21 protein-coding genes are annotated in these 21017 nt (G+C 60.0%); 20 read left to right on the top strand and 1 reads right to left on the bottom strand.

All coding sequences use genetic code 11. The annotated features are described in order from the left end of the window. The first annotated feature begins 9 nt into the window (after nt 1-9). From FSO04_RS35105 to FSO04_RS46550, 10 genes are all read left to right on the top strand, one after another. The gene (locus FSO04_RS35105; protein WP_154566116.1) at nt 10-1116 is read left to right on the top strand and encodes a branched-chain amino acid ABC transporter permease; all 1107 of its coding nucleotides are present in this window, start codon (nt 10-12) and stop codon (nt 1114-1116) included. Nucleotides 1117-1124: 8 nt separating this feature from the next. Further along, nucleotides 1125-1988, top strand: a complete 864-nt coding sequence (locus FSO04_RS35100) for an intradiol ring-cleavage dioxygenase (RefSeq protein ID WP_233465081.1) — start codon at nt 1125-1127, stop codon at nt 1986-1988. Between the two features lie 12 nt (nt 1989-2000). Then, nucleotides 2001-2354 carry a Rieske (2Fe-2S) protein gene (locus FSO04_RS35095; RefSeq protein ID WP_154566114.1) on the top strand — a complete coding sequence of 118 codons (354 nt, stop codon included), beginning with the start codon at nt 2001-2003 and terminating at the stop codon, nt 2352-2354. Nucleotides 2355-2365: 11 nt separating this feature from the next. Next, nucleotides 2366-3487, top strand: a complete 1122-nt coding sequence (locus tag FSO04_RS35090) for a porin (protein ID WP_154566113.1) — start codon at nt 2366-2368, stop codon at nt 3485-3487. Nucleotides 3488-3757: 270 nt separating this feature from the next. After that, on the top strand, nt 3758-4600 hold the full coding sequence (locus FSO04_RS35085; RefSeq protein ID WP_154566133.1) for a dioxygenase family protein: 843 nt from the start codon (nt 3758-3760) through the stop codon (nt 4598-4600). A gap of 14 nt (nt 4601-4614) precedes the next feature. After that, a complete protein-coding gene (locus FSO04_RS35080) occupies nt 4615-5364 on the top strand; it encodes an SDR family NAD(P)-dependent oxidoreductase (RefSeq protein WP_168435953.1) in 750 nt (249 codons plus the stop codon). A gap of 17 nt (nt 5365-5381) precedes the next feature. Beyond that, nucleotides 5382-6263 (top strand): beta-keto acid cleavage family enzyme, encoded by an 882-nt coding sequence (locus FSO04_RS35075; RefSeq protein ID WP_154566112.1) that lies wholly within the window; start codon nt 5382-5384, stop codon nt 6261-6263. 65 nt (nt 6264-6328) lie between these two features. Further along, nucleotides 6329-7306, top strand: a complete 978-nt coding sequence (locus FSO04_RS35070; RefSeq protein WP_154566111.1) for a quinone oxidoreductase family protein — start codon at nt 6329-6331, stop codon at nt 7304-7306. Beyond that, a complete protein-coding gene (locus FSO04_RS35065; RefSeq protein ID WP_154566110.1) occupies nt 7303-7656 on the top strand; it encodes a cupin domain-containing protein in 354 nt (117 codons plus the stop codon). Before FSO04_RS35070 ends, FSO04_RS35065 begins: the two co-directional genes overlap by 4 nt. 348 nt (nt 7657-8004) lie before the next feature. Then, nucleotides 8005-8481, top strand: coding sequence for a helix-turn-helix domain-containing protein (locus FSO04_RS46550; protein WP_166618313.1), 477 nt, complete (start codon nt 8005-8007; stop codon nt 8479-8481). Nucleotides 8482-8510: 29 nt separating this feature from the next. Here the strand turns inward: FSO04_RS46550 and FSO04_RS35055 are convergent, their stop codons facing one another. Next, nucleotides 8511-9599: a LacI family DNA-binding transcriptional regulator gene (locus tag FSO04_RS35055; protein WP_154566108.1), complete on the bottom strand. Its 1089-nt coding sequence runs from the start codon at nt 9597-9599 to the stop codon at nt 8511-8513. 327 nt (nt 9600-9926) lie between these two features. On the opposite strand from FSO04_RS35055, the gene FSO04_RS35050 reads away from it, so the two are divergent. The 10 genes from FSO04_RS35050 to FSO04_RS35005 all read left to right on the top strand — a co-directional run. Next, nucleotides 9927-10925 (top strand): sugar ABC transporter substrate-binding protein, encoded by a 999-nt coding sequence (locus FSO04_RS35050; RefSeq protein WP_154566107.1) that lies wholly within the window; start codon nt 9927-9929, stop codon nt 10923-10925. 96 nt (nt 10926-11021) lie between these two features. Further along, a complete protein-coding gene (locus FSO04_RS35045) occupies nt 11022-12533 on the top strand; it encodes a sugar ABC transporter ATP-binding protein (protein WP_154566106.1) in 1512 nt (503 codons plus the stop codon). 3 nt (nt 12534-12536) lie between these two features. Then, nucleotides 12537-13508, top strand: coding sequence for an ABC transporter permease (locus tag FSO04_RS35040; protein WP_154566105.1), 972 nt, complete (start codon nt 12537-12539; stop codon nt 13506-13508). Then, nucleotides 13505-14512 carry an ABC transporter permease gene (locus FSO04_RS35035; protein ID WP_154566104.1) on the top strand — a complete coding sequence of 336 codons (1008 nt, stop codon included), beginning with the start codon at nt 13505-13507 and terminating at the stop codon, nt 14510-14512. The genes FSO04_RS35040 and FSO04_RS35035 overlap by 4 nt, the downstream gene beginning before the upstream one ends. A 516-nt stretch (nt 14513-15028) precedes the next feature. Further along, a complete protein-coding gene (locus FSO04_RS35030; RefSeq protein WP_154566103.1) occupies nt 15029-16147 on the top strand; it encodes a porin in 1119 nt (372 codons plus the stop codon). Nucleotides 16148-16255: 108 nt separating this feature from the next. Next, on the top strand, nt 16256-17386 hold the full coding sequence (locus FSO04_RS35025) for a YncE family protein (protein ID WP_154566102.1): 1131 nt from the start codon (nt 16256-16258) through the stop codon (nt 17384-17386). A 139-nt stretch (nt 17387-17525) separates the two neighbouring features. Further along, nucleotides 17526-17855, top strand: coding sequence for a hypothetical protein (locus tag FSO04_RS46940; protein ID WP_174825329.1), 330 nt, complete (start codon nt 17526-17528; stop codon nt 17853-17855). Nucleotides 17856-18028: 173 nt separating this feature from the next. Further along, nucleotides 18029-18592, top strand: coding sequence for a GlcG/HbpS family heme-binding protein (locus FSO04_RS35015; protein WP_414693500.1), 564 nt, complete (start codon nt 18029-18031; stop codon nt 18590-18592). 39 nt (nt 18593-18631) lie between these two features. Further along, the gene (locus tag FSO04_RS35010; protein WP_154566101.1) at nt 18632-19834 is read left to right on the top strand and encodes an acetamidase/formamidase family protein; all 1203 of its coding nucleotides are present in this window, start codon (nt 18632-18634) and stop codon (nt 19832-19834) included. A 102-nt stretch (nt 19835-19936) separates the two neighbouring features. Next, nucleotides 19937-21017 (top strand): MFS transporter (locus FSO04_RS35005; protein ID WP_154566100.1); only part of this gene is annotated, 1081 nt, incomplete at its 3' end.

The raw sequence follows: 21017 nt of genomic DNA, 5'->3' as shown, positions 1-21017 counted from the left end.
AGGCTCGACATGACGATGCATATGAACCGGCCCGCAGGGGGCTTCGAAGTGCGGCGCGCGACCCGTGCGAGCCGCGTGGCGATGATCGTGCTGCTGATCGTCGCGCTGGCGGTGGCGAGCGCGCCATGGTGGGCAGGGCGCGATGCGATGCGCGACTTCGTGCAGCTCGCGTCGTATCTGGTGTTCGCGCTGATGTGGAATCTGCTGGCGGGCTATGGCGGGATGGTGTCGATCGGGCAGCAGGCGTTCTTCGGCATCGGCGGCTATGGGATGCTGATTCTCGCCAACTACTGCGGGATCTCGCCGTTCGTTGCTGTGCCGATCGCGGCGGCAATCGCAACGGTCATCGCAATTCCGGCATCGATGGTGGCGTTCCGGCTGGAAGGCGGTTACTTCGCAATCGGCACGTGGGTGATCGCCGAAGTGTTCCGGCTGACGGTGGCGAACGTATCGGTGCTGGGCGGTGGTTCGGGCACCAGCCTCACCGCGCTGCAGGACGTGCCGCGTGCGCTGCGTGAATCGCTGACGCTATGGCTCGCGCTCGTTATCGTCGCGGCGGCGATCGGTCTGCTGTATCTGTTCCTGCGCTCCAAAGCCGGTCTCGCATTGACCGCGATGCGCGACAACGCCGTGGCGGCCAGCAGTCAGGGTGTCGACGTGAAGCGTGCAAGGTTGCTCGTCTATCTGGTATCCGCGTGCGGTACGGCGTTGGCCGGTGGTCTGTATTTCGTCGGCAACCTGCGTATCTCACCGGACGCGGCGTTCTCGGTGAACTGGACCGCGTTCGGTATTTTTATCGTGATGATCGGCGGCCTGGGCACGCTCGAAGGGCCGATTGTCGGCGCGCTGATTTTCTTCGTGCTGAACCAGTTCCTCTCCGACTTCGGCACCTGGTATCTGATCGGACTCGGTGCGCTGGCGATCGTCGTGACGATGTTCTTTCCGCAAGGGCTGTGGGGCTTGGTATCGCGCCGCTACGGACTGCAATTGTTCCCCGTGGGACGCCGCGTCGTGTTCGTCGACGCCGGCGCTTCACAGCAAGATTCACAACAAGCTTCACCGCACGATGCATCGACCGATTCTGTCGAGACACCGTCGGCTCCCCATCGCGCATGAGGTCGACAATGAACGACGAAACCATTCATCCCTTGACGCAGAACGTGCTCAGGACGTTTGCCGACTGCACCGATCCGCGACTCAAGCAGATCATGACCGCGCTGGTGAAGCATCTGCATGCGTTTGCCAGCGAAGTTGAACTGACCGGCGAGGAGTGGCGCCGCGGCATTGAATTCCTGACTGCGACCGGCAACAAGTGCAGCGGCATTCGCCAGGAGTTCATTCTGCTGTCGGACACGCTCGGCCTGTCGATCATGGTCGACGCGATCAATCACGAACGCACCGGCGACACGACCGAGAGCAGCCTGCTCGGCCCGTTCTATCGCGAGGGAGCGAGAGATGAGGCCTTCGGTGCCAACATCGCGCGCACCGAAGGCGAGCCGACGCTCATCCACGGCCGTCTCGTCGACGAGCGTGGCGCACCGGTGCCCGGCGCATTGATCGAGGTGTGGGAAACGGCCAATAACGGCATGTACGAAGGCCAGGACCCCGATCAGCCCGAGAGCAATCTGCGCGGCAAATTCCGTTCTGGACCGAACGGCGAATACGCATTCAGAACCATCAAGCCGACCAGTTATCCGATTCCGACCGATGGCCCGGTCGGACAGATGTTGCTCGCGACCGGACGTCATCCGATGCGGCCTGCTCATATTCACTTCCTGATCGAGGCGCCCGGCTACGAGACGCTCACCACCGCGTTGTATTCCGCTGGTGACCCATATGTCGACTCCGACGCGGTATTCGGCGCGAAGCCGTCGCTCGTAATCGACTACGTGCCGAACGACAGCGTGGCGGCCGCGAAGGAATGGGACTTGCCGAGCCCGTTCTTCGAAGTCCAGCGCGACTTCGTGATGAGTCGGCGACTCGCGTGAGGAGGGCACGTCATGAATGCGGCGAGTCCCGAACCTCAAGCGGGTTTTATGTGCACGCTCGACGATATTCCGGACGGCGGCGCGCTGGAAATTGCCGCTGAGCAAGCGGGTGCCCCTGGCATCGTCGTGGTGCGCCGGGGTGACGACGCCTGGGCCTATCGCAACGTCTGCCCGCACTTTTCGATTCCGCTGAACTACGAGCCGAACACGTTCTGGGCCTACGACGCCGAATTGCTGATGTGCGCACATCACAGCGCGATGTTCCGTTTCGAAGATGGTCAGTGCATTGACGGTCCGTGTCAGGGGGCGGCACTCACGCGCGTTGCCATTCGTATCGAGCAGCGAAATATATTCAACAGCGAATGAAGGAGACGGGCATGAAGAGGACGAAGTCGAAGCGCTTTTCGATAGCAGGCTGCACGGTCGCGTTGATGGTGCCGGGTTTCGCAGGCGCGCAAAGCAGTGTGACACTGCAAGGCGTGATCGATGCGGGCGTCACTTATGTGAACAACCAGCATGGCGGCGCCGCGACGCTGTTCGACAGCGGCGTGCTGTCGCCGGATCTGCTGACCTTCAAAGGCAGCGAGGACCTGGGCGGCGGCAATAAGGCGATCTTCGAACTCACGTCGCAGTTCGATCTGGGCAGCGGCGCGACGATTCCCGGCGCAGGGCAGCTTTTCAACCGCACGGCCCTGGTTGGACTCACCAACGACCGCTTCGGCTCGCTGACCTTCGGCAATCAGTATGACTTCATGTTCGAAACGTTGACGCTCGGACTGTATGACGGTGCGTTCCTGTTCGGCGGGATCTACGATTTTCGCCAGGGGCCGTTTACCGCGTTGGGCGTGCCGAACAATCCGACCGGCTCATTTGACTTTGACCGGATGGCCGGCGCAACGCGCGTGGCGAACTCGGTCAAGTATCGCAGCCCGGATATCTCGGGCTTCACTTTCGGCGCGCTCTACGGATTCGGCGGCGTGCCCGGCTCGTTCTCCTCGGACTCGACGATGAGTTTCGGCACGAACTATGCGAACGGTCCACTGGGCGTGGGGGCGGCGTACATCGAAGTGAAGTATCCGCAACTGGGCAACGGTCACGACGGTATCCGCAATTTCGGCGTGGGTGCGCACTATAACTTCGGCAGTGTGCTGGCCATGCTGCTGTACACGAACACGAAAAATACCGCGAGCGGCGCGAAGATCGATGTCTACAAGGGCGGCGCGTCGTGGACGATCTCCGGGGCATGGACCCTCGGTCTCGACTATGCCTATATGAAAGGCAACGACGTGCTGCTGGACAACAAGGCGCAGCAGATCACCACGGCGCTGCAATACAACTTTTCGAAGCGCACCACTGGTTACGTCGAAGCGATTTATCAACGCGCGGGCGGCGATGCGGCAGTGACGCGAGCGTGGATCAACGGCTTGTTGCAGCCGGACGGCGCGGCGAGCAACCGGTCGCAGACGCTTGCGCGGATTGGCTTGCGCACGAGCTTCTGAGAGAGTTCGACTAAAGACGGGACGCTAACTGGCTGCGGCGCAGCCGCAGCCATTCAATCGCAATCGGTTGCGTAGTTCGCAAATTCCTACATCACCCTGTCTACACGCGTACTCAGGGTTAACTATGGCATCTTTAAGCTTTGACATCGGCATTTTTGCAATTTACTATGCAAACGATTGCACTGATGGAGATGCCCTGTGGAAAATTCGAACCATCTGAAGAACATCGTCGACGACGCCGCTTCGATAACCGCGGTTGTCAAGGCGGCAATGAGCCAGACCGACAATCCTCGGCTCAAGGAACTGCTCGACGCGCTAGTGGACCACGGCCACGCGTTCCTTAAGCAGGTGAAGCTGACCGACGAGGAATTCGAGAAGGGTCTTGATTTCGTGAGGGCGGTCGGCTTGGCTTGCAACGACAAGCACAATGAGGTCGTTCTGCTCGCCGACGTGCTGGGTCTCTCAACCCTGGTTACTTTGCTGAACAACTCGGACGCAAGCGGTCGCACGCCGGGCGCCTTGTTGGGACCGTTCTACCGGGGTGACTCGCCGCAGTATGCGAATGGTGAATGCATCGCATGCGAGAACTCACCCGGCTCCCCGCTCTTCGTGAACGGACGCGTACTCAACACCAAAGGCGAGCCCGTTGCCAACGCCAAGGTCGACGTCTGGCAGGCCTCGCCAGTCGGTTTGTACGAAAACCAGGACTCGAGCCAGCCCGACAAGAACCTGCGCGGTCACTTCTACACCGACAGCGAAGGGCGGTTTACCTGCAAGAGCGTGCGCCCTGCCGGCTACCCTGTGCCCACCGACGGGCCGGTAGGCGTGCTGCTTGAAAGGCAGAATCGTCACCCGTTCCGGCCAGCGCATCTGCATTTCGTCATCATCGCGGAAGGCTACGCGACCCTGGTCTCGCAGGTGTTCGCCGACGACTCGGAGCACCTGAATTCCGACGTCGTGTTCGGTGTCAATCGCCGTCTCGTTGGCACGTTCCAGCGCCACGATTCCGGCACGGGTCCGAAGCGAGACGTAGACAGGCTGTACTACACGCTCGACTACGACTTCGTTCTTGCCGAAGGAACGCCGACCTATCCCACGCCCCCCATCAAGTAAAGAAGAGGTCTCACGTGTCCAACACACTTTCAGGGAAGGTCGCGGTTATTTTGGGCGGAACCGGAGGTATCGGCGCTGCTGCGGCCCGCCGTCTTGGGCAAGCTGGCGCCCGCGTCGTTGTCGTCGGTCAGCATGACCTGACCAAAGCTCAGCGCGTGGCCGACGATCTGCCGGGCGAGGGCCACACCGCGGCGCTCGCGTCCATTACCGCGAGCGAGACTCTGAACGCGCTGGCCGGGCTGGTGCGTGACCGGTATGGCCGCGCGGATATCCTCGTGAACACGGCGGGCTTCACCCAGCCCGTCAAGCATTCCGACCTGAATGCGCTTACCGACGAATTGATCGATGAGATTCTGAAGGTCAACTGGCGCGGGCAATTTGCCGCCATCCGTGCTTTCCGCGAACTGCTCGATGCGTCGGGGGACGGCCTGGTCGTCAACGTTTCATCGATTTCCGGCACGACGGGTGTTGGCAGCAACATCGCCTACTGCGCGGCCAAGGCCGGGCTTGACGTGATGGCCGCATCGCTTGGCCGTGCACTTGCACCTCGCATTCGTGTCCTGAACGTGTCCCCGGGGGTGGTCGACACGTCGTTCGTTCCCGGCCGTGGCGATGATTTCAACGACAAGGTTGCGGCCACCACGCCGCTAGGCCGCATCGGGACGCCGGACGATATTGCAGCGGCCATCGAGGCCTGCGCCACTCATCTGACATTCAGCACTGGGGTGACCATCGTCGTGGACGGTGGCCGTCGTCTGAACTAGTTGCAGCGAGGCCTGATATGCATTCCCGCAAGACCATCATCACCTGCGCTGTAACAGGCAATATCACCAAACCGGAGCAACATCCGGGGCTGCCGATCACACCCGCGCAGATCGCGACCGCCTCGCTCGAGGCTGCACGCGCCGGTGCGGCAGCCGTTCACATCCACGTGCGTGATCCCGAGACGGGGCGGCCCTCGATGGATGTGGCGCTTTACCGGGAAGTCATCGAGCGCATCCGCGCGATGAACGTCGATCTCATCATCAATCTGACCACGGGTCCGGGCGGCCGCTTTATTCCGAGCGACGACGATCCCAGAGTTGCGGCGCCTGGCACCACCTTGCTGCCGCCGGAGAGGCGCGTCGAGCATATTCTCGAGCTCAAGCCGGACATTTGCAGTCTCGACCTGAACACGATGAACTCCGGCGGCGACGTTGTCATCAATACACCTAAGAATGTCACGCGCATGGCCCACGTCATCCGGGAGGCGGGCGTCAAGCCGGAGCTGGAGATTTTCGACTCAGGTGACTTGCACCTGGCGTTGGACCTGATCAAGGAGGGCGTTCTTGACGGTCCGGGGCTGTGGACCCTGGTGATGGGCGTCAAATACGGTTTCTCGGCCAGTCCGGAAACGCTTCTCTACGCGCGTAACCTGCTACCCCGTCAGGCCACCTGGTCGGCCTTCGGTGTCGGCCGTTCCGAATTCCCGATCGTCGCCCAGTCATGGTTGGCGGGCGGCCATGTCCGGGTCGGCCTGGAAGACAACATTTACATTGCCAAGGGTGTGCTCGCTTACAGCAATGCGGAGCTGGTCGCGCGTGCGCGCGACATCGTGCACTCGCTGGGCGGCGAACTGGCGACCAGTCAGGAGGCTCGCGAGCTTCTGGGGCTGAACCGATGAGCGCGCTTCAGGACGCGTCGGTATTCGGCTCGACCCGCCATCTTGACCTTTTAGGAAAATAAAAAATGAAAACAGTTCGTGTATTGGAAAAGAGCGTCGATATCGACTCGCTCGATCTGCACATTGGCGCGCAAGATGCGCCGGACGTCGAGTTTGCCGAGTGTCTCGTGCGCGTGGTGAGTGCCGCGGTGAATCCGAGCGACGTGAAGGCTGTGCTGGGCTTCATGCCGCATGCGGTGTGGCCGCGCACACCGGGTCGGGATTACGCCGGCATAGTTGTCGAGGGGCCGCAGGAGATGCTCGGCAAGGAGGTGTGGGGTAGCGGCGGCGAGCTGGGTATCCGGCGCAACGGCACGCATGCCGGCTATCTCGCCGTGCCCGTGGGCAGCGTGCGCGTCAAACCGGCCAATCTGACCATGGAGGAGGCGGGCGCGATCGGCGTCCCCTTCGTTACCGCCTTCGAAGGACTGCAACGGGCGGGTGGCGTGGAACAAGGCGACGTCGTCCTCGTGCTGGGCGCAAACGGGAAGGTGGGGCAGGCAGCGATACAACTTGCGACCCAGGCAGGGGCCAAGGTGTTGGGTGTCGAGCGCACGAATGCACCGTACATCGGCCATGCGAACGCCGACGTCACCATGATCGACGCTTCGTCGCAAAACCTCGACGAGGTGGTTCGAGAATTGACAGACGGCCATGGCGCGGACATCGTCTACAACACGGTTGGCAGTCCATACTTCGAAAAGGCCAACAAGGCCATGGCGGTGCGCGGGAAGCAGATTTTCATCTCTACCGTCGAACGTCCGGTGCCATTTGACATCTTTACGTTCTATCGGGGGCAGCACACCTATGTCGGCATCGATACGCTTGCACTCGACAGCACGGAAGGTGCGCTCATTCTCGATGCGTTGTTGCCGGATTTCGAACGTGGCACGTTAAAACCGTTTCCCATCGTTGAGGATTTTGTCTTCGATCTCTCCGACGCGGCGCTCGCGTATCAGGCCGTTTTCCGCGGCGCGGCTAATCGGGTCCTGCTCAAGCCATGAACGTAACCCGCTTCGAAGATGCGCCGGAATATTTTCCGCCCAATCACTTTTCGATGCGGTGCGTCCGGCTTCAAGGCCATGAAGCCGGACCGGCGGAGTCGTTGTGGCTAGGCATTTCGGCGATCGAGCCGGGCGGCTACACCACCTCGGATGCGTCGCCCGTTGAAAAACATTATGTGGTGCTGGAAGGTGAAGTCGTCGTCATGACCGATGAGGGCGAGGCTATTCTCGCGACCTTCGATTCGTGCCGCATTGCGCCGGGCGAACGGCGAGCATTGCACAATCGGTCCCGCCGCCCGGCGAAGATTCTGCTGGCGATGCCGTTTCTGCGGCCTGAGCACTGCGGATGAGGCGACGGCAGTGATTACCGCCCGCGTGCTTTCCATGGCGATCTGCAAAAGCTGCACATGACATATTCCGCCTGTGTGGTGACGGATGTGCGGCTTGGCGCGCGTGATCAGCGGCATGCCCAATCCGCCGCGGTCGGCTGCTTTCTCTATGTGCGGCGAGGCGGCGTGTGGATAACGGCTGAACGGCGCGCGTACTGTGTGACAGAGGGCAACGGCGTCTGGCTTCCGCCGGCCGTCGCACATAGCGTCTGTGCGGTGTACGGAGCCGATATTTGCGCGCTTCGAATCGATGCCGGGCTAAGCGCCGATTTCGTACCGGCGGCGCGCGTTCTGAACTGCTCTGACGTATTGATCGCGATTTTCGCGGCCACGCAACGATCGACTATCGAACGCTCATTTGCAGCGGTCGTGGCTCTGTTAGCCGACGAACTGCGTGCGGTGCCTGAAATCGCCGGGCATTTTGCTGTCCGCATGCCGTCATCGGGAAGCCGGGTCGCGGCGCTATGCGAGGCGCTGCTCATCCATCCAACCAGGGATATGGCGATTGCGGACGCGGCAAGCCGGGCCAAAGTCAGCAGCCGTACGTTGAGCCGGATTTTTACCCAAGAACTGGGCGCCAGTGTCGGCCAATGGCGCCGGGAGGTGCAGGTAGGGACGGCGATGTGCGCACTTGTTCACGGGATTTCCGTAGCGGAGACGGCCCGTGTTCTTGGGTTCACGTCGAGCGCGTTTTCGACGCTCTTTAAATCACGGATCGGTAACGCACCGCGCGAATGGCTCGCGCGTCAGCGCACCAGACCGCCTGAACGAAGCGCTTCAGGTTGATGCTTGGCGCTTCTGTGCTCATTCGGCACTCACTCAGCAGAAGCAGGCGCGGTTTTCGGCGTTCTCGCTCGCAGCGGCGTGTTGCGTGGCATGGCGGTCGAGCCGCGCACCATCAGTTCGGGGGGGAGCGTAATGCGGTGCGGAGCCGCGCCAGGTGTCGCGATCATCCCGAGCAGCAGTCTCGCGGCCTGCCTGCCCATTTCCCGGTGCTGGATACGCAGCGTGGTTAATGGCGGATGGAGCATGTCGAGAAGCGGCATGTCGTTGTGACCGATGAGCGAAATATCTTTCGGGCAAATCAGACGTTGTTCTGCGAAAACGTCATAGCACCCCAGCGCGATCAGGTCATTTGCGGCAATGATCGCCGTTACGCCTTTGTGCTCCTTCAGCAACTGGTCGCAGGCCACCTGGCCCGCTTCGCGCGTGAATTCGGCGGCCTCGAGGATAACCGTCCCAGTCAGGCGATGCTGCTGCGTCGCCATCTGGAAGCCCTGGATTCGCGAGAGCCCGGTTGCGAGGCGCTCAGGACCGGCGAGATGCGCAATCCGCTTGTGCCCTAACTCCACCAGGTGATCGACCGCAAGCTTCATGGAGAGGAAGTCGTCGTTGATCACTTCCGGCACCTGTCCGCCTTCCTCCGCGCGATTCACCAGCACGACGGGTATGCCGTCGAGAATGCAACGCCGTACTAACGGGTCGTGACGAGCAGCGGTTGCGAGAACGAGGCCGTCGACCTGGCGCTCGAGCATCTGCTCAAGCATGCGTTCCTGGTCTTTCAACGTGCCAACGGTATTGGCGATCAGGACGCCATAGCCAACGGCCGCGAGTTCTTCTTCGATGCCACAGACAATTGGCGGGAATACCGGATTCTCGATATCGGGCAAGCACACCCCGATCACCCTTGACTGCCCGCCGCGAAGCGCGGAGGCGAGCTTGTTCTGACGGTAACCGAGCGATTTCGCGGACGCCAACACTCTGCGGACGACTTCGTCCCCAATCAGGTGACGGGTTGCAGGATTGAGGGCGCGCGAAACCGTCGACGCGTTGACAGACGCATGCAGCGCGACTTCGCGAATGGTGACGCGGATCGTTGCCCGGGATTCTGATGTTTTGGCCATGGAAGTCATTGTATAGGTGCAAAAGGTTGCTCTCAATGTTGCAAGTACAAACCCTATGCGCTGAGCGTCATAAATGAATTGACAAAGGTATCTGCCTGGCTAGTATGTGCATACGTTTGCATAAAATTTGTTGCATGAAAGAAAAGTAGGAATGGCAGGCGCGATGCAGTAAAAGCTTAATAATTGATTTGCCTTTAAGCAAACGATTGCATCGATTGTGCGCAAGATTGGAGGTGCTTCCCGGGATGCATTCCCGCAACCGGGCTGGCGTACCGGATTCGGGCACTCGCTTGAGGGCCGCCAAAAAACAGTTAAACGGAGACGACCTTGAAACTGACGACAGAACTGACGAGCCGACTGGCGAAAAAACGCATTCTCAGCGCCTGTGCGTTTGCACTGGGCATTGCCGCGGGGCCAAACGCATTTGCGACTGGCGAGAGCGTTGCGGCTTTCTACAAGAATCAGGTCGACCCGCATTTTGCGCTCGTCCACGCCGGCGTCGACGCGGCAGCAAAGGATCTCGGCGTTTCGGTGACCCACTATGCGCCGACGCGGCCCAATGATCTCGGCGAGCAGCTCAGCGAGCTCGAGGACGTCAGTGTCAAGAAGCCCAGCGTCGTGCTGTTCATGGGCGTCAACCCACATGGCGTCGTTCCGGAGATCGAGAAGGTTAACGCGATCGGTATCCCGATCATCAACTACAACGATCGAGTGGCAGGCGGAAAATTCGCCTCCGTCGTCGTTGCCGATGACTTCAATCTGGGGCTGGACGTCGGCCGCTATCTGCTGAAGAGCCTGGGCGGGAAAGGCAATGTCGTCATTCTTGAAGGTGTGAAGGGCTCCACCACGAGTGACGAACGGGTCCGCGGTTTTCACAAGGCGCTGGAGGAATTTCCGAACGTTAAGCTCCTTGCCTCCCAGCCTGCGAACTATCAGCGTTTGCAGGCGCTTCAGGTGATGGAAAACCTGATTCAGTCAAATCCAAAGATCGACGGTGTTCTCGCGGCAGCGGACGTGATGGCGATGGGTGCCATTGAGGCATTGGAGGCGGCCGGGCAGAAGCAGGTCAAGGTGGTGGGTATCGGGGGCGTGCCGGAGTCGGTCAAAGCCATCAAGGACGGTCGACTGCTGGCGACGGCCGAATTCAACGGCTACAAGATGGGCTGCATTGCCACGATGGCGGCCGTGAAGACGGTGCGTAAGGAGTCCGTTCCGCAGACCATTCTGATCAAAGGCATCGTCATCGACAAGACGAACTATGCGCCATTCGAAGTGCCCGGCGACAAACGGCAGTGTCCGAAATGGGGCGATGTCGTGAGTAACTAACGAGCCAGGAGTTCGTGCAGTCGCGACGCCGGATTATCGCTCGAACGATACGCCGGCACCGCCAGTGACTGCTCAAGCCACAAAACGAAGGCAAACATGGAAACAATGATTCCGACCGATGGCGTGCCTCTTCTGGAATTGCGCAAGATCTGCAAAAGCTTCCCGGGTGTGCGCGCCCTGACTGACGTCGACCTTCAGTTGTATGCCGGTGAAGTGCATATGCTTCTCGGGGAGAACGGTGCAGGAAAGTCGTCCTTGATGAAAGTACTGTTCGGCGCGTACAGAGCGGACTCCGGCGAGTTCTTCAGCGACGGCCGACCGATAACAATCGAGTCGCCTGCCGACGCCAAACGACTCGGCATCGCGGTGATCTTCCAGGAGTTCTCTCTCGTACCGCACCTAAACGTCGCGCAGAACATCTACCTTGGGCGCGAACCGCGCAATCGCATTGGCCTGATCGATCATCGCAAGATGCATCTCGACGCGAGAGCCGCGCTCGAAGAACTTGGCCTTGCCTACGATACCTATGCTTATGCGGCCGACCTGGGCGTCGCGCAGCAGCAGATGGTGGAGATCGCGAAGGCGCTCTCGCACAATGCCCGCGTAGTGGTCATGGACGAGCCGACGGCAGCGATTTCCGACCGTGAGGCCGAGGCGCTGTTCAGTGTCGTCAGGAAGCTGCGCGAGTCCGGTGCCGCGATTGTCTATATCTCGCATCGCATGAAGGAGGTGTTCGACCTGGGCGATCGCGTCACGGTATTGCGTGACGGCCGTCTGGTGCAGTCGATGCCGGCCACCGCGGCGACACCCGATGAACTGATCGCGTTGATGGTTGGCCGGTCAGTCGGAACGGTGTACAAGCGCCAATATTTCGGCGAGCCGGGCAAGGTCGCGCTCGACGTGTGCCAACTGACCACCACAACAGGCGTCCGAGGTGTCGATCTGCAGGTCCGGTGCGGCGAGATCGTCGGACTCTCGGGACTTGTCGGTGCCGGGCGCACGGAAGTCGTGCGGGCGGTCTTTGGCGCAGACCCGATCGAAACCGGCCAGGTCACCGTCTTTGGTGAGGCTGTGACCGGCGGTCCTCACAAAGTCGCGGCGATGGGCGTGGGTCTGATTCCTGAGAACCGGAAGCAGGAAGGGCTGGCGCTGAAGCGCTCCGTGCACGAAAACCTGCTCACCGCCAGCCTGTGGAAACTCTTTCCGAGAGGATGGTATCAAGCGGAGAAAGCAAGGAGTGCGACTAAAGCGCTCATCGATTCCTTGCGGATCGCTCCCGGCGACCCCGGCAAGAGCGCTCGTGTCCTCAGCGGCGGAAATCAGCAGAAGATCGTGATCGGCAAATGGCTCAGCGCCGGCTGCCGGCTGTTCATATTCGATGAACCGACGCGCGGCATTGACATAGGCGCAAAGACGGAAATTTTCAATCTGATCGAGAAACTGATTAAAGACGGTGCCGCCGTTCTTCTCATCAGTTCCGAATTGTCGGAGATTGTTCACGTTTGCGATCGCGCATACGTCATGCGCGAAGGCGTGGTCTCGGGTGAATTGCCCAGAGAAAGCTTGAGCGAACAGAACATTCTTCGCCTGGCAATGCATGGGAGTTAAATCATGGACGCAAGCGCTGAAAGAATCAGTGTGATACGAAAGCGGCGGCCAGTGCCGTCGATTGTCGCGGCGAGCGGTGTACTTACGGTGACGGCGATGTTCGGCGTGCCCGGGTTTGCATCGAGTGGCAACATCACCAACATCGGACTGCAGGTCTCGATCCTGCTCATGATTGCCATGCCGATGACGCTCGTCATCCTGAGCGAGGGGCTCGACCTCTCCGTGGGTGCGCTCCTCAGTCTCTGTGCGGTCGTTTTCGCTCAGACTCTTGGGTTGGGGTGGGGCATCGCGCTGGCGTTATGTGCTTCGGTGGCGGTAGGGATGCTGACGGGTCTCTTCAACGGCGCCCTCATCGCGAGGCTGGGGCTTCCTCCCTTTGTTGTCACACTCGGTACGCTCGGCATTGCCCACGGTATCGCGCTAGTGCTGACGGACGGCAATGCGGTTGTCGTCGGGAACCCCAGCGTGGCCCAGCTCTACGCGTGGACCCTTCTCGGCATTCCGTTTCCGGTGATCTTTGCGCTCCTCGCGTATGCGCTTACCCATCTCCTGTTGTATCACACCCGGTTTGGCACCTATGTGTTCGCCATCGGCGGTAATCGGGATGCGCTGCTTCTAGCCGGCATCAAAGCCAAAGCCTTTCACATTGCGATCTATGTCTTCGGTGGGTTGATGGTCGGCCTGGCAGCACTGGTGCTGGTCGGTCGAATGAATTCTGCAGAGCCCAATTCGGCAATCGGCATGGAGTTCGATGCCATTGCGGCCGTGGTCCTCGGTGGCACGTCTTTCGAGCGTGGCGAAGGATGGTTGTTCGGCACGGTCATGGGCGTCGTGACGATCGGCGTTTTGCGCAATGCCTTGAATCTCCTTGGCATTGAGTCCTCTCTTCAGGTTGTTTCCGTCGGGATGCTGGTGCTCCTTGTCGTTGTTATCGATAGTGTGCGCAAGTCCAGAGTCAATGGAGCGAAAGTATGAGTATTCTGAACAACTCCCGCTTCGTATGGTCCCGTGTCAGCCAGTTGGATGTGCGTCATCATGTTCGCGAGGAAACGGCCACGCTGATCTATCGCGCCGTACTCATCGTTCTGATTGCGATGGCATTGGCTTTCACGACGTCGGCGTTCTCCACAGCCCCCAATCTGCTCAACGTTCTGCGTCAGGCGAGCCTGATGTTCCTGCTCGCCTCCGGGCTTACGCTGGTGATCCTGTCCGGCGGCTTTGATCTCTCGATCGCGGCCAATCTGACGCTGTCGGCCTGCCTGGCGGCCGGTGTCATGAAGACAGGCGGGTCGCCGATTCTGGCAGCCGCCACCGCGCTTTCATGCAGCACGCTGATCGGTCTGCTCAATGGTCTCGCTGTGACGTTGCTGCGGCTTCCGCCGTTTCTCGCCACCTATGGGATGCTTTGGGTCGTTCAGGGGCTCGCGTTCCATTACATGGGCGGCAACGAAATCTACGGCTTTCCGACGGGGTTCAGAACACTGGGCACAGGATTCCTCGGCGGCATACCGTTGCCCGTCTACATGATGGTATTCGTGCTGATTGGCGCGACGATCGTCACGGGAGGACTCAACTTCGGCCGGGAAATCTATGCGATCGGCGCCAATAGCGAAGTTGCGAGGCTCTCAGGCATACCGGTGCGCCGGCGCAAAATTGCCGTTTATACGATAAGCGGCTTGATGTCCGGGATTGCCGCGCTCATCTATCTCGCGCGGGTCAATGCAGCAGATTCAGCCATGGGCGAGCCGCTTCTGCTTCCCGTCATCGCGGCCATATTGATCGGCGGCACGTCCCTGTTCGGTGGCGCAGGGAGCTTGCTCGGCACGTTGTCCGGGTGCCTCATTCTTGCACTCGTGATCGACGGGATGAACCTCCTGAACCTCAACTCAAACTGGCAACCATTGATCATTGGCGCCGTTCTGCTCATTGCCGTACTCGCGGACGTGCTCGGACGGGGCAGAAACGAGCGGATCGGCTGACTCTGCCAGGCGATACATGACCTCACGGTTGTTTGTCGCTCATTGTGTTGTTAGTCCTGTATGCCCTTTGCCGTTGTTGTCGCTATTTCCACCTGACGTTAGTCACGAAAACGGACGCTTTGATAAGCGGCGAGACTTCGAGGTCAAGGACTTTAACCGGATGTTCCGTATTATCTGAATAACGATCCGGCCGACACAAACGTAATCGCTAACGAGATCAGTTGAGAACGTACCGGAAGAATAGGGCGGCCAACGGGTCTTCAATACGAGTCTTTAGGCAATCGATTGCATCAGTATTGCAGAAGTAGATCTTTAGGAAGGATTTGGCGTGGTGGTGGGGCGGAAAGCCGGCTAAGGCGATGACCGAGGCAATCTGGCTGTCGTGCAGGTGCGTCGCGTGTTTCTTTTAGCTTGTCTTTCTTTCCTGAACGATTCGTACAACGAATATATAAATGCGAGCTGTGAAGTCGGAAACGGCTGGCAGTGAATCCATTACTAAGAGCGAGTGAGGAAGACATGAAACGAAGGCTGATTGCCGCGGTCATTGGCGCGGGGCTGTGCAGCGCTGGTTTGAGCTGTGCGAGCTTTGCGCAGAGCAGCATCACGATGGCGGGCAAACTGGACGACGGTATCACGTTCGTCGACAACGAAGGCGGTCACCACAATTACAAGGCCGATAGCGGCGTGCTCTTTCCAAATCTATGGATATTGACGGGCACCGAGGATTTGGGCGGCGGCATCAAGACCGTGTTCAAGTTGTCGTCGCTGTTTAACCTGAACAACGGTCAGCTCAATCAGGCGAACACGCTATTTGGCCAGCAGGCATGGGTGGGTCTGCAGACCGACTACGGCACGCTGACAATGGGCAGGCAGTTCGACTTCAGCGCGGATTTCTTTGGGCAGTTCAACGTGGGCGCCTCCGGCAGCGGTTACGCGATCCATCAGGGCGACTTCGACCACACCAACAATGACCGCCTGAACAACTCCATCAAGTACACGAGTCCTGTGTGGGGCGGCTTCACGTTTGGCGCGATGTACGGCTTTAGCAATACGCCGGGAAGTTTTCATGACGGAAGCGGTTGGAGTGCCGGCTTGCAATACGCCAATGGACCTCTGATTGTGGGGGCAGCGTACACGTACGAGGCCAAGCCCACGCTGGACCCTTATGCGCAAATTGGTGTCCACACGTTCTTCAATGTGCCTGTCGCCTCTGTGTCGGGCAATACCGCGACCGATCTGATGCCCGAGTTCCAGATCAGCTCTCTGGGAACGTTCGGGATCGGCGCATCGTACGCGATTGGAGACTTTACGCTCTACGGCGACTTCAGCGACACCGTCCTGAAGTACCAGGCCCAGACCTCGGTCATGCATGTCTATGAAACCGGGGCGACGTATCAGGTCACGCCGGCCACGCAACTGGTTCTGGGTTATCAGCACACCGGCTTCGAAGGCCACACGTGGAATCAGGTGACTGCAGCGGCGCTTTATTCGCTGTCGAAACGGACCCAGGTTTATATCTCCTCGGATTACCTGAAGGCGTCATCCGGCGTGGACCCCGTCATCGGCGGGAGTTTCGCGCCCTCGCTGGCACGTCAGCAGGCTGACGTGCGAATCGGCATGTATCACGCTTTCTAAGCACCCTTATTTCGCAGGTTTGTCTGCGCTGCGATAACCAAATTGGGGAAGTGCTCCCCGTCCCAGCCGCAGCTGGAAATTTTAACGATTGATTGGAGGAGTCAACACATGAAACGTACATACCTTGGCCTGGCTTTAGCGGGTACTTGCGCGGTCGGCGCTTATACATGGGCGAGCAACGCGGCGGAGACCGCGCCCAAATGGGTCGCGAATATTCCGGTGACGAGCGCCAAGCCGTTCGGCTTCGACATCAGTGCGTCGGCGGATGGCAAGTACTACCTGGCTGACGGCGCGAACGCCACGTTGGACGTGTTCGACGCAAAGACGGCCACGCTGCTCGACCAGATTTCGGCGAACTTCGCCGGCATCGGACCGAGCCATGACAAATCCGGACCGTCGGGGGTCACGCCGTTGCCGGGCACGTCGCTGGTGTACGTCGGCGACGTCAATTCGGTCAAGGTGATCGACGTCGCAACCAAAAAGCTGGTTAAAACCATTGCCGTCAGCACGTCCGGTATTCGCGCCGACGAGAGCTGCTTGGACCCTGAGCATCATGTCGTGATGTTCTCGAGCGGCGCAGAGGAACCGCCTTTTGCCACCTTCATCAATACCGAGAGCCAGGAAGTGATCGGGAAACTCTCGTTGAAGGACTCGACCGGTCTTGAAGCGTGCGCGTATGACCCGAAGGGCAAGAACTTCGTGTTGAACAACGATGGTACGAAAGCCAACCCGAAAGGAGAAGTCGATGTGATTCCGGTCGCGTCGGTTCTCGAAGGCAAGCCTGTCGTTGCGAACGTTTTCTCGCTGAAGGGTTGTGAAGGCCCGACCGGCCTCGCGATGGGCCCGGGCAACGATGCACTGATCGGATGCGATCCGGACGAGGGTGGCAAGCAGACTACGGTGATCATCGACCGTACAAACGGCAAAACCGTCGCCGAGTTGCCGTTCGGCGGCGCGGACGAAGTCGTGTACGACCCTGTGTCCAATCGTTACTTCCTCGCCGCCGGTCACCGCTCGGCCGACAACGTCTCCCAGGTCGGCAGCAAGACGGCGAAGTTCGACCCGGCACTCGGCATTATCGACGCCGCTACGCGCAGCATCGTCGCGATTGTTCCGACCACGATGGGCGCGCACTCAGTGGCGGTGGACGGTGAGTCTCATCGTGTCTTCGTGCCGCACGGACCGGGGCACTCGGAGCAGTTTGCAGGTGCGGGCGTAGCGGTATTCGCGACCGAGTAAGTGCCCCTGTAGCTGTTTGCCGCGTGTGACTCGCAGTCGGGCCGTTGCCATGTCCCCAGGACTTCGTCGAGTGGTCCTGGGGCGCCGTGCAGCACTGTCCGGCTGCCCTCAGTAGTTCAACTTTCAAAAAGACTCAATCATGGTCCAGTTTCGTGCAGTTTCAGCTGCACTCGTCGTATCGCTTGGTTTGGTGCTTATCGAGACGCCTGTGGCGACGGCTCAACCGGCTAGTGGCGAGCAGGCGTCCTCCTCCATGGGCGCATCAACGCCAAAGCAGATCGCCAAGGCCCAACGGAAGGCTGCTAGCAAGGCCCGGCGGGAAAAGAAGAACGCCGAGTTGAAGGCCCTCGAGAAGAACGGCTATCGAGAGTCAGGCAATCAGGATAACTATCCGCAGAATCTCATGGACGCGGAGCGTAAGGCCGCTGCATCGAAACCCGCTACACCGGCGTCCGCATCGGGTCAATAACACGCTCGACTTTAAGGGTGGCGCTGGGGGCTGCGTTCTCAGCGATAGGCCTGATCAGAAATTATCGGACTCGTTGGTAAGCGCGCAATCTTTCTGGTTATAGGGACGCGCGCTCCCCAGCATAAGCTTCATCTATCGAGCGGTGCTCGAGGTGTCGTGAAGAGGAGACTAGCTTGAGATTCCGTCGTTCAGCTCCGTCAAACAAGGCTGTATTAGCCACATTGCTGGGTTCGGCGTGCCTCGTTTTTCTGAGCAACGTTTGCGCTGCCGACACGGCTCAAGCGCAGCAGGCAGCGCCTCCGCTTGCAAGCTATTCGCTGAGTATCAAGCAGGCAATGAAGCTTGTCGACATCGCAATGGCAACTGCGCAGAGCCGCCATCTCGCGATGAGTTTCGCCGTGCTCGACCCGGGAGGCCACCTCATCATGGCTGTACGCATGGACGGCGCGCCATTTGTTAGCGTTGATTTCGCCCGCGGCAAAGCCTTCGCCTCCGTTGCGCTCGGCGGCCAGTCCGGTGCGACGCTGGAGCAGCGCTTCAAGGACGATCCTTCGGAGTACAGCAATGTATCCGGTGCTGGGTATTTCGCCCCGTTTCTGCCGGCACGGGGTGTGTTTCCTGTTTTTGTCGACGGGCATCTGTTAGGTGCCGTTGGCGCGAGTGGGGCGCCCTCGGAGATCGATGATCAGGTCGTCAAGGGTGCAATTGAAGCAATCGGCGCAACGACGGTGCGATGACACGTCGTGTCCTATTGAAACGATATTGGGAAGATTTTCATGAAACGCGAAACAGAACAACGCGATGCAGCGGGCGTAACAGGCGCCGCGGACGACAGGCATGCCTCGACATGTGACGCTACCGACGCTTGCCGCCGATCGATTCTGAAGCTTGGTTTCGGCGCGTTTGCGGCGGGTGCTTTCGGTTTTTCCGGCGCAGCTCGCGCGCAGAGCGGCTCGTTGCAAGGGGCGGCTGTCGCGGCAGCCTCGCGCGAAGGTCAGACCATCAAACTGGTGCCGTCGCTGGAAACGGTCAAGGTCGGGCAGATCGAGCCCAGCGCGCCGACGGCAGTCACGATCAAGTCGGGCGATACCGTCTGGTATGACGGCACTTGGACCAATTGGGGCAATGAGGCCAAGTATGGGCTGACCTTCAAGGAGCGCGAGCCGATCCGCAAGAAGTACCCCAACGGTCCCTTCTCGCTGATTGGGCCCGTTTCGATCATCGGTGCCGAAGCGGGCGATCTGGTTGAATGCCGTATGTTGAAGATGCGGCCGATCGACTGGGGCTGGAACTCCGCGCCTCCCGGTGTCGGCGCATTGCCGCACGATTTCAAGCCTTACCTGCGCTATCTGAAATTCGACAAGGACAGGACCGCCGCGGCATATGTGCCGGGCGTCAATATTCCTCTGCAGCCATTTCAGGCATATATCGCCACGCAGCCGGCCGGCGAGAAACCCATCAGCGCGAATCTGGCCGGCAACTACGGCGGTAATCTGGACTGTGCCGTGCTGGGGGTGGACACGTCGATCTTCCTGCCTGTACAGGTCACCGGTGCGCGGGTGTGGACGGGCGGCTCCATGGGCGCCTCGGGTGAAGGCAACGTCGATCAGACCTCGATTGAGACGGCTTTCGAAGAGATGCGTATCCAGTACATCCTGCACAAAGGCGCTGCGCTGAATGTGCCCATGGCGGAGACGCCTGACCACTGGATCGGTTTCGGGTTTTCCGACTCTCTCGAGAATTCACTGGTTGCCTGTCTGCGCCAGATGATCAGCTGGCTGTCTGCCGCCAGTGGCATTGCACCGGAAGATTGCTATGGAATCTATAGCGTGGCAGGCAGCTTCCGTGTGACGCAATACGCCAATCAGACCGGAACGGTCTACTCGACCATTCCGCCCAAAGGCATTCATTGCATGCTTCCCAAGCGCATTTTTACCCCCGCGCTGCAGCAGCGCATCGCGGCGTCTATACGGGCCTGAGTCCATGGTGGTGCGTCAGTTCAACAGGCGTGTACTCGCGCCTGGCTACAGCATGTCAGCCGGGTCGCGTACCCGTGCACGAGTTGCAGAGGAGATGATTCGATGATTGCGAAAGACCCGAAACCGTCCATGGAAGGCGGCCTGGCCAAAACACGCCGCGTGGGGCCCGTGCTGCCCCTGCTGGTGTGCTTCCTGGTGATCGTTCTGGACGGATTCAACACCACGTCGATCTCCTTTGTCGTGCCGAGGCTCGCTCATGAGTGGCATCTGGCGCCGGCGCTCTTCACCACCGTTTTTGTGGCGACGAACATTGGCGCGGCGATTGGCTTCATGATTTCCGGTCCGCTCGCTCAACGTTTCGGACACCGTTCCATGGGTGTCGCGAGTGTTGTGCTATTTGCCGGGAGCACGCTCGTGACGGCGTACGCGACCAATATCGCCAGCATGTCCGTCATGCGCCTTGCGGCGGCCATCGGTTTGGGCGCGGCGTTGCCGATCGCCATTACGGCGGCGGCCGGCATCATTGGCGCGAAGCATAAGGTGGCGGCGTCCCTGCTCGTTACGACTGGCATGTCCGTCGGCGCCGTCACGGGCGGCGTGGCAGGTGGTCCTCTGATGAGTCACTTCGGCTGGCAGTCGATCTTTGTGACCGGTGGTGTCCTGCCTTTCCTGCTGGTTGTTGCGTTCTTTCGCATCCTCCCGGCGCGCAGCCCGGTGATAGCCGATGCCGCCGCCGTGCGTGTGTCTAACCCGCTCAAGGCGCTGTTCGAAAATGGTCTGGGCGCCTATACGTGCCTGCTGTGGCTGTTCTCATTCCTGATCTTCATGGACGTCTACGCACTGCTGTTCTGGGTGCCGACGTTGCTGGTGGATTTCGGCTTCTCAGCGGACCATGCGTCGGTCGGCATGGCGGCCTTCAGTATCGGTGGTCTGAGCGGCAACGTCCTGATGACGGTGGCGGTCACGATGATGACGCTTGCCGGCAGGCTCAGGGTGAAATCGGCGCTGGTTGTGGGATTGTTGCTGGTGATTATCAGCGTCGGCAGCCTTAGCCAGGTGGCGGTGACGCCGGCCATCGTGCTGCTGTTCATCGGTGTGATCGGCGCAGGTCTGGTCAACGGCATCATGGGCCAAACCGCGCTCGCAGTCGCCTTCTATCCGCCGGAGATTCGTGCAACCGGGG

The organism is Paraburkholderia madseniana (assembly GCF_009690905.1).
GTDB lineage: Bacteria > Pseudomonadota > Gammaproteobacteria > Burkholderiales > Burkholderiaceae > Paraburkholderia > Paraburkholderia madseniana.
Note: the sequence above shows the minus strand (reverse complement) of the source record. Positions and strands in the feature narration are given on the sequence as shown.

Coding starts and splice junctions, on each gene's coding strand:
- FSO04_RS35030 (WP_154566103.1), top strand. CDS start 15,029: ATGAAACGAAGGCTGATTGCCGCGGTCATTGGCGCGGGGCTGTGCAGC.
- FSO04_RS35085 (WP_154566133.1), top strand. CDS start 3,758: ATGAGCCAGACCGACAATCCTCGGCTCAAGGAACTGCTCGACGCGCTA.
- FSO04_RS35095 (WP_154566114.1), top strand. CDS start 2,001: ATGAATGCGGCGAGTCCCGAACCTCAAGCGGGTTTTATGTGCACGCTC.
- FSO04_RS35065 (WP_154566110.1), top strand. CDS start 7,303: ATGAACGTAACCCGCTTCGAAGATGCGCCGGAATATTTTCCGCCCAAT.
- FSO04_RS46940 (WP_174825329.1), top strand. CDS start 17,526: ATGGTCCAGTTTCGTGCAGTTTCAGCTGCACTCGTCGTATCGCTTGGT.
- FSO04_RS35010 (WP_154566101.1), top strand. CDS start 18,632: ATGAAACGCGAAACAGAACAACGCGATGCAGCGGGCGTAACAGGCGCC.
- FSO04_RS35025 (WP_154566102.1), top strand. CDS start 16,256: ATGAAACGTACATACCTTGGCCTGGCTTTAGCGGGTACTTGCGCGGTC.
- FSO04_RS35035 (WP_154566104.1), top strand. CDS start 13,505: ATGAGTATTCTGAACAACTCCCGCTTCGTATGGTCCCGTGTCAGCCAG.
- FSO04_RS35075 (WP_154566112.1), top strand. CDS start 5,382: ATGCATTCCCGCAAGACCATCATCACCTGCGCTGTAACAGGCAATATC.
- FSO04_RS35040 (WP_154566105.1), top strand. CDS start 12,537: ATGGACGCAAGCGCTGAAAGAATCAGTGTGATACGAAAGCGGCGGCCA.
- FSO04_RS35055 (WP_154566108.1), bottom strand. CDS start 9,599: ATGGCCAAAACATCAGAATCCCGGGCAACGATCCGCGTCACCATTCGC.
- FSO04_RS35100 (WP_233465081.1), top strand. CDS start 1,125: ATGAACGACGAAACCATTCATCCCTTGACGCAGAACGTGCTCAGGACG.
- FSO04_RS35070 (WP_154566111.1), top strand. CDS start 6,329: ATGAAAACAGTTCGTGTATTGGAAAAGAGCGTCGATATCGACTCGCTC.
- FSO04_RS35045 (WP_154566106.1), top strand. CDS start 11,022: ATGGAAACAATGATTCCGACCGATGGCGTGCCTCTTCTGGAATTGCGC.
- FSO04_RS35105 (WP_154566116.1), top strand. CDS start 10: ATGACGATGCATATGAACCGGCCCGCAGGGGGCTTCGAAGTGCGGCGC.
- FSO04_RS35090 (WP_154566113.1), top strand. CDS start 2,366: ATGAAGAGGACGAAGTCGAAGCGCTTTTCGATAGCAGGCTGCACGGTC.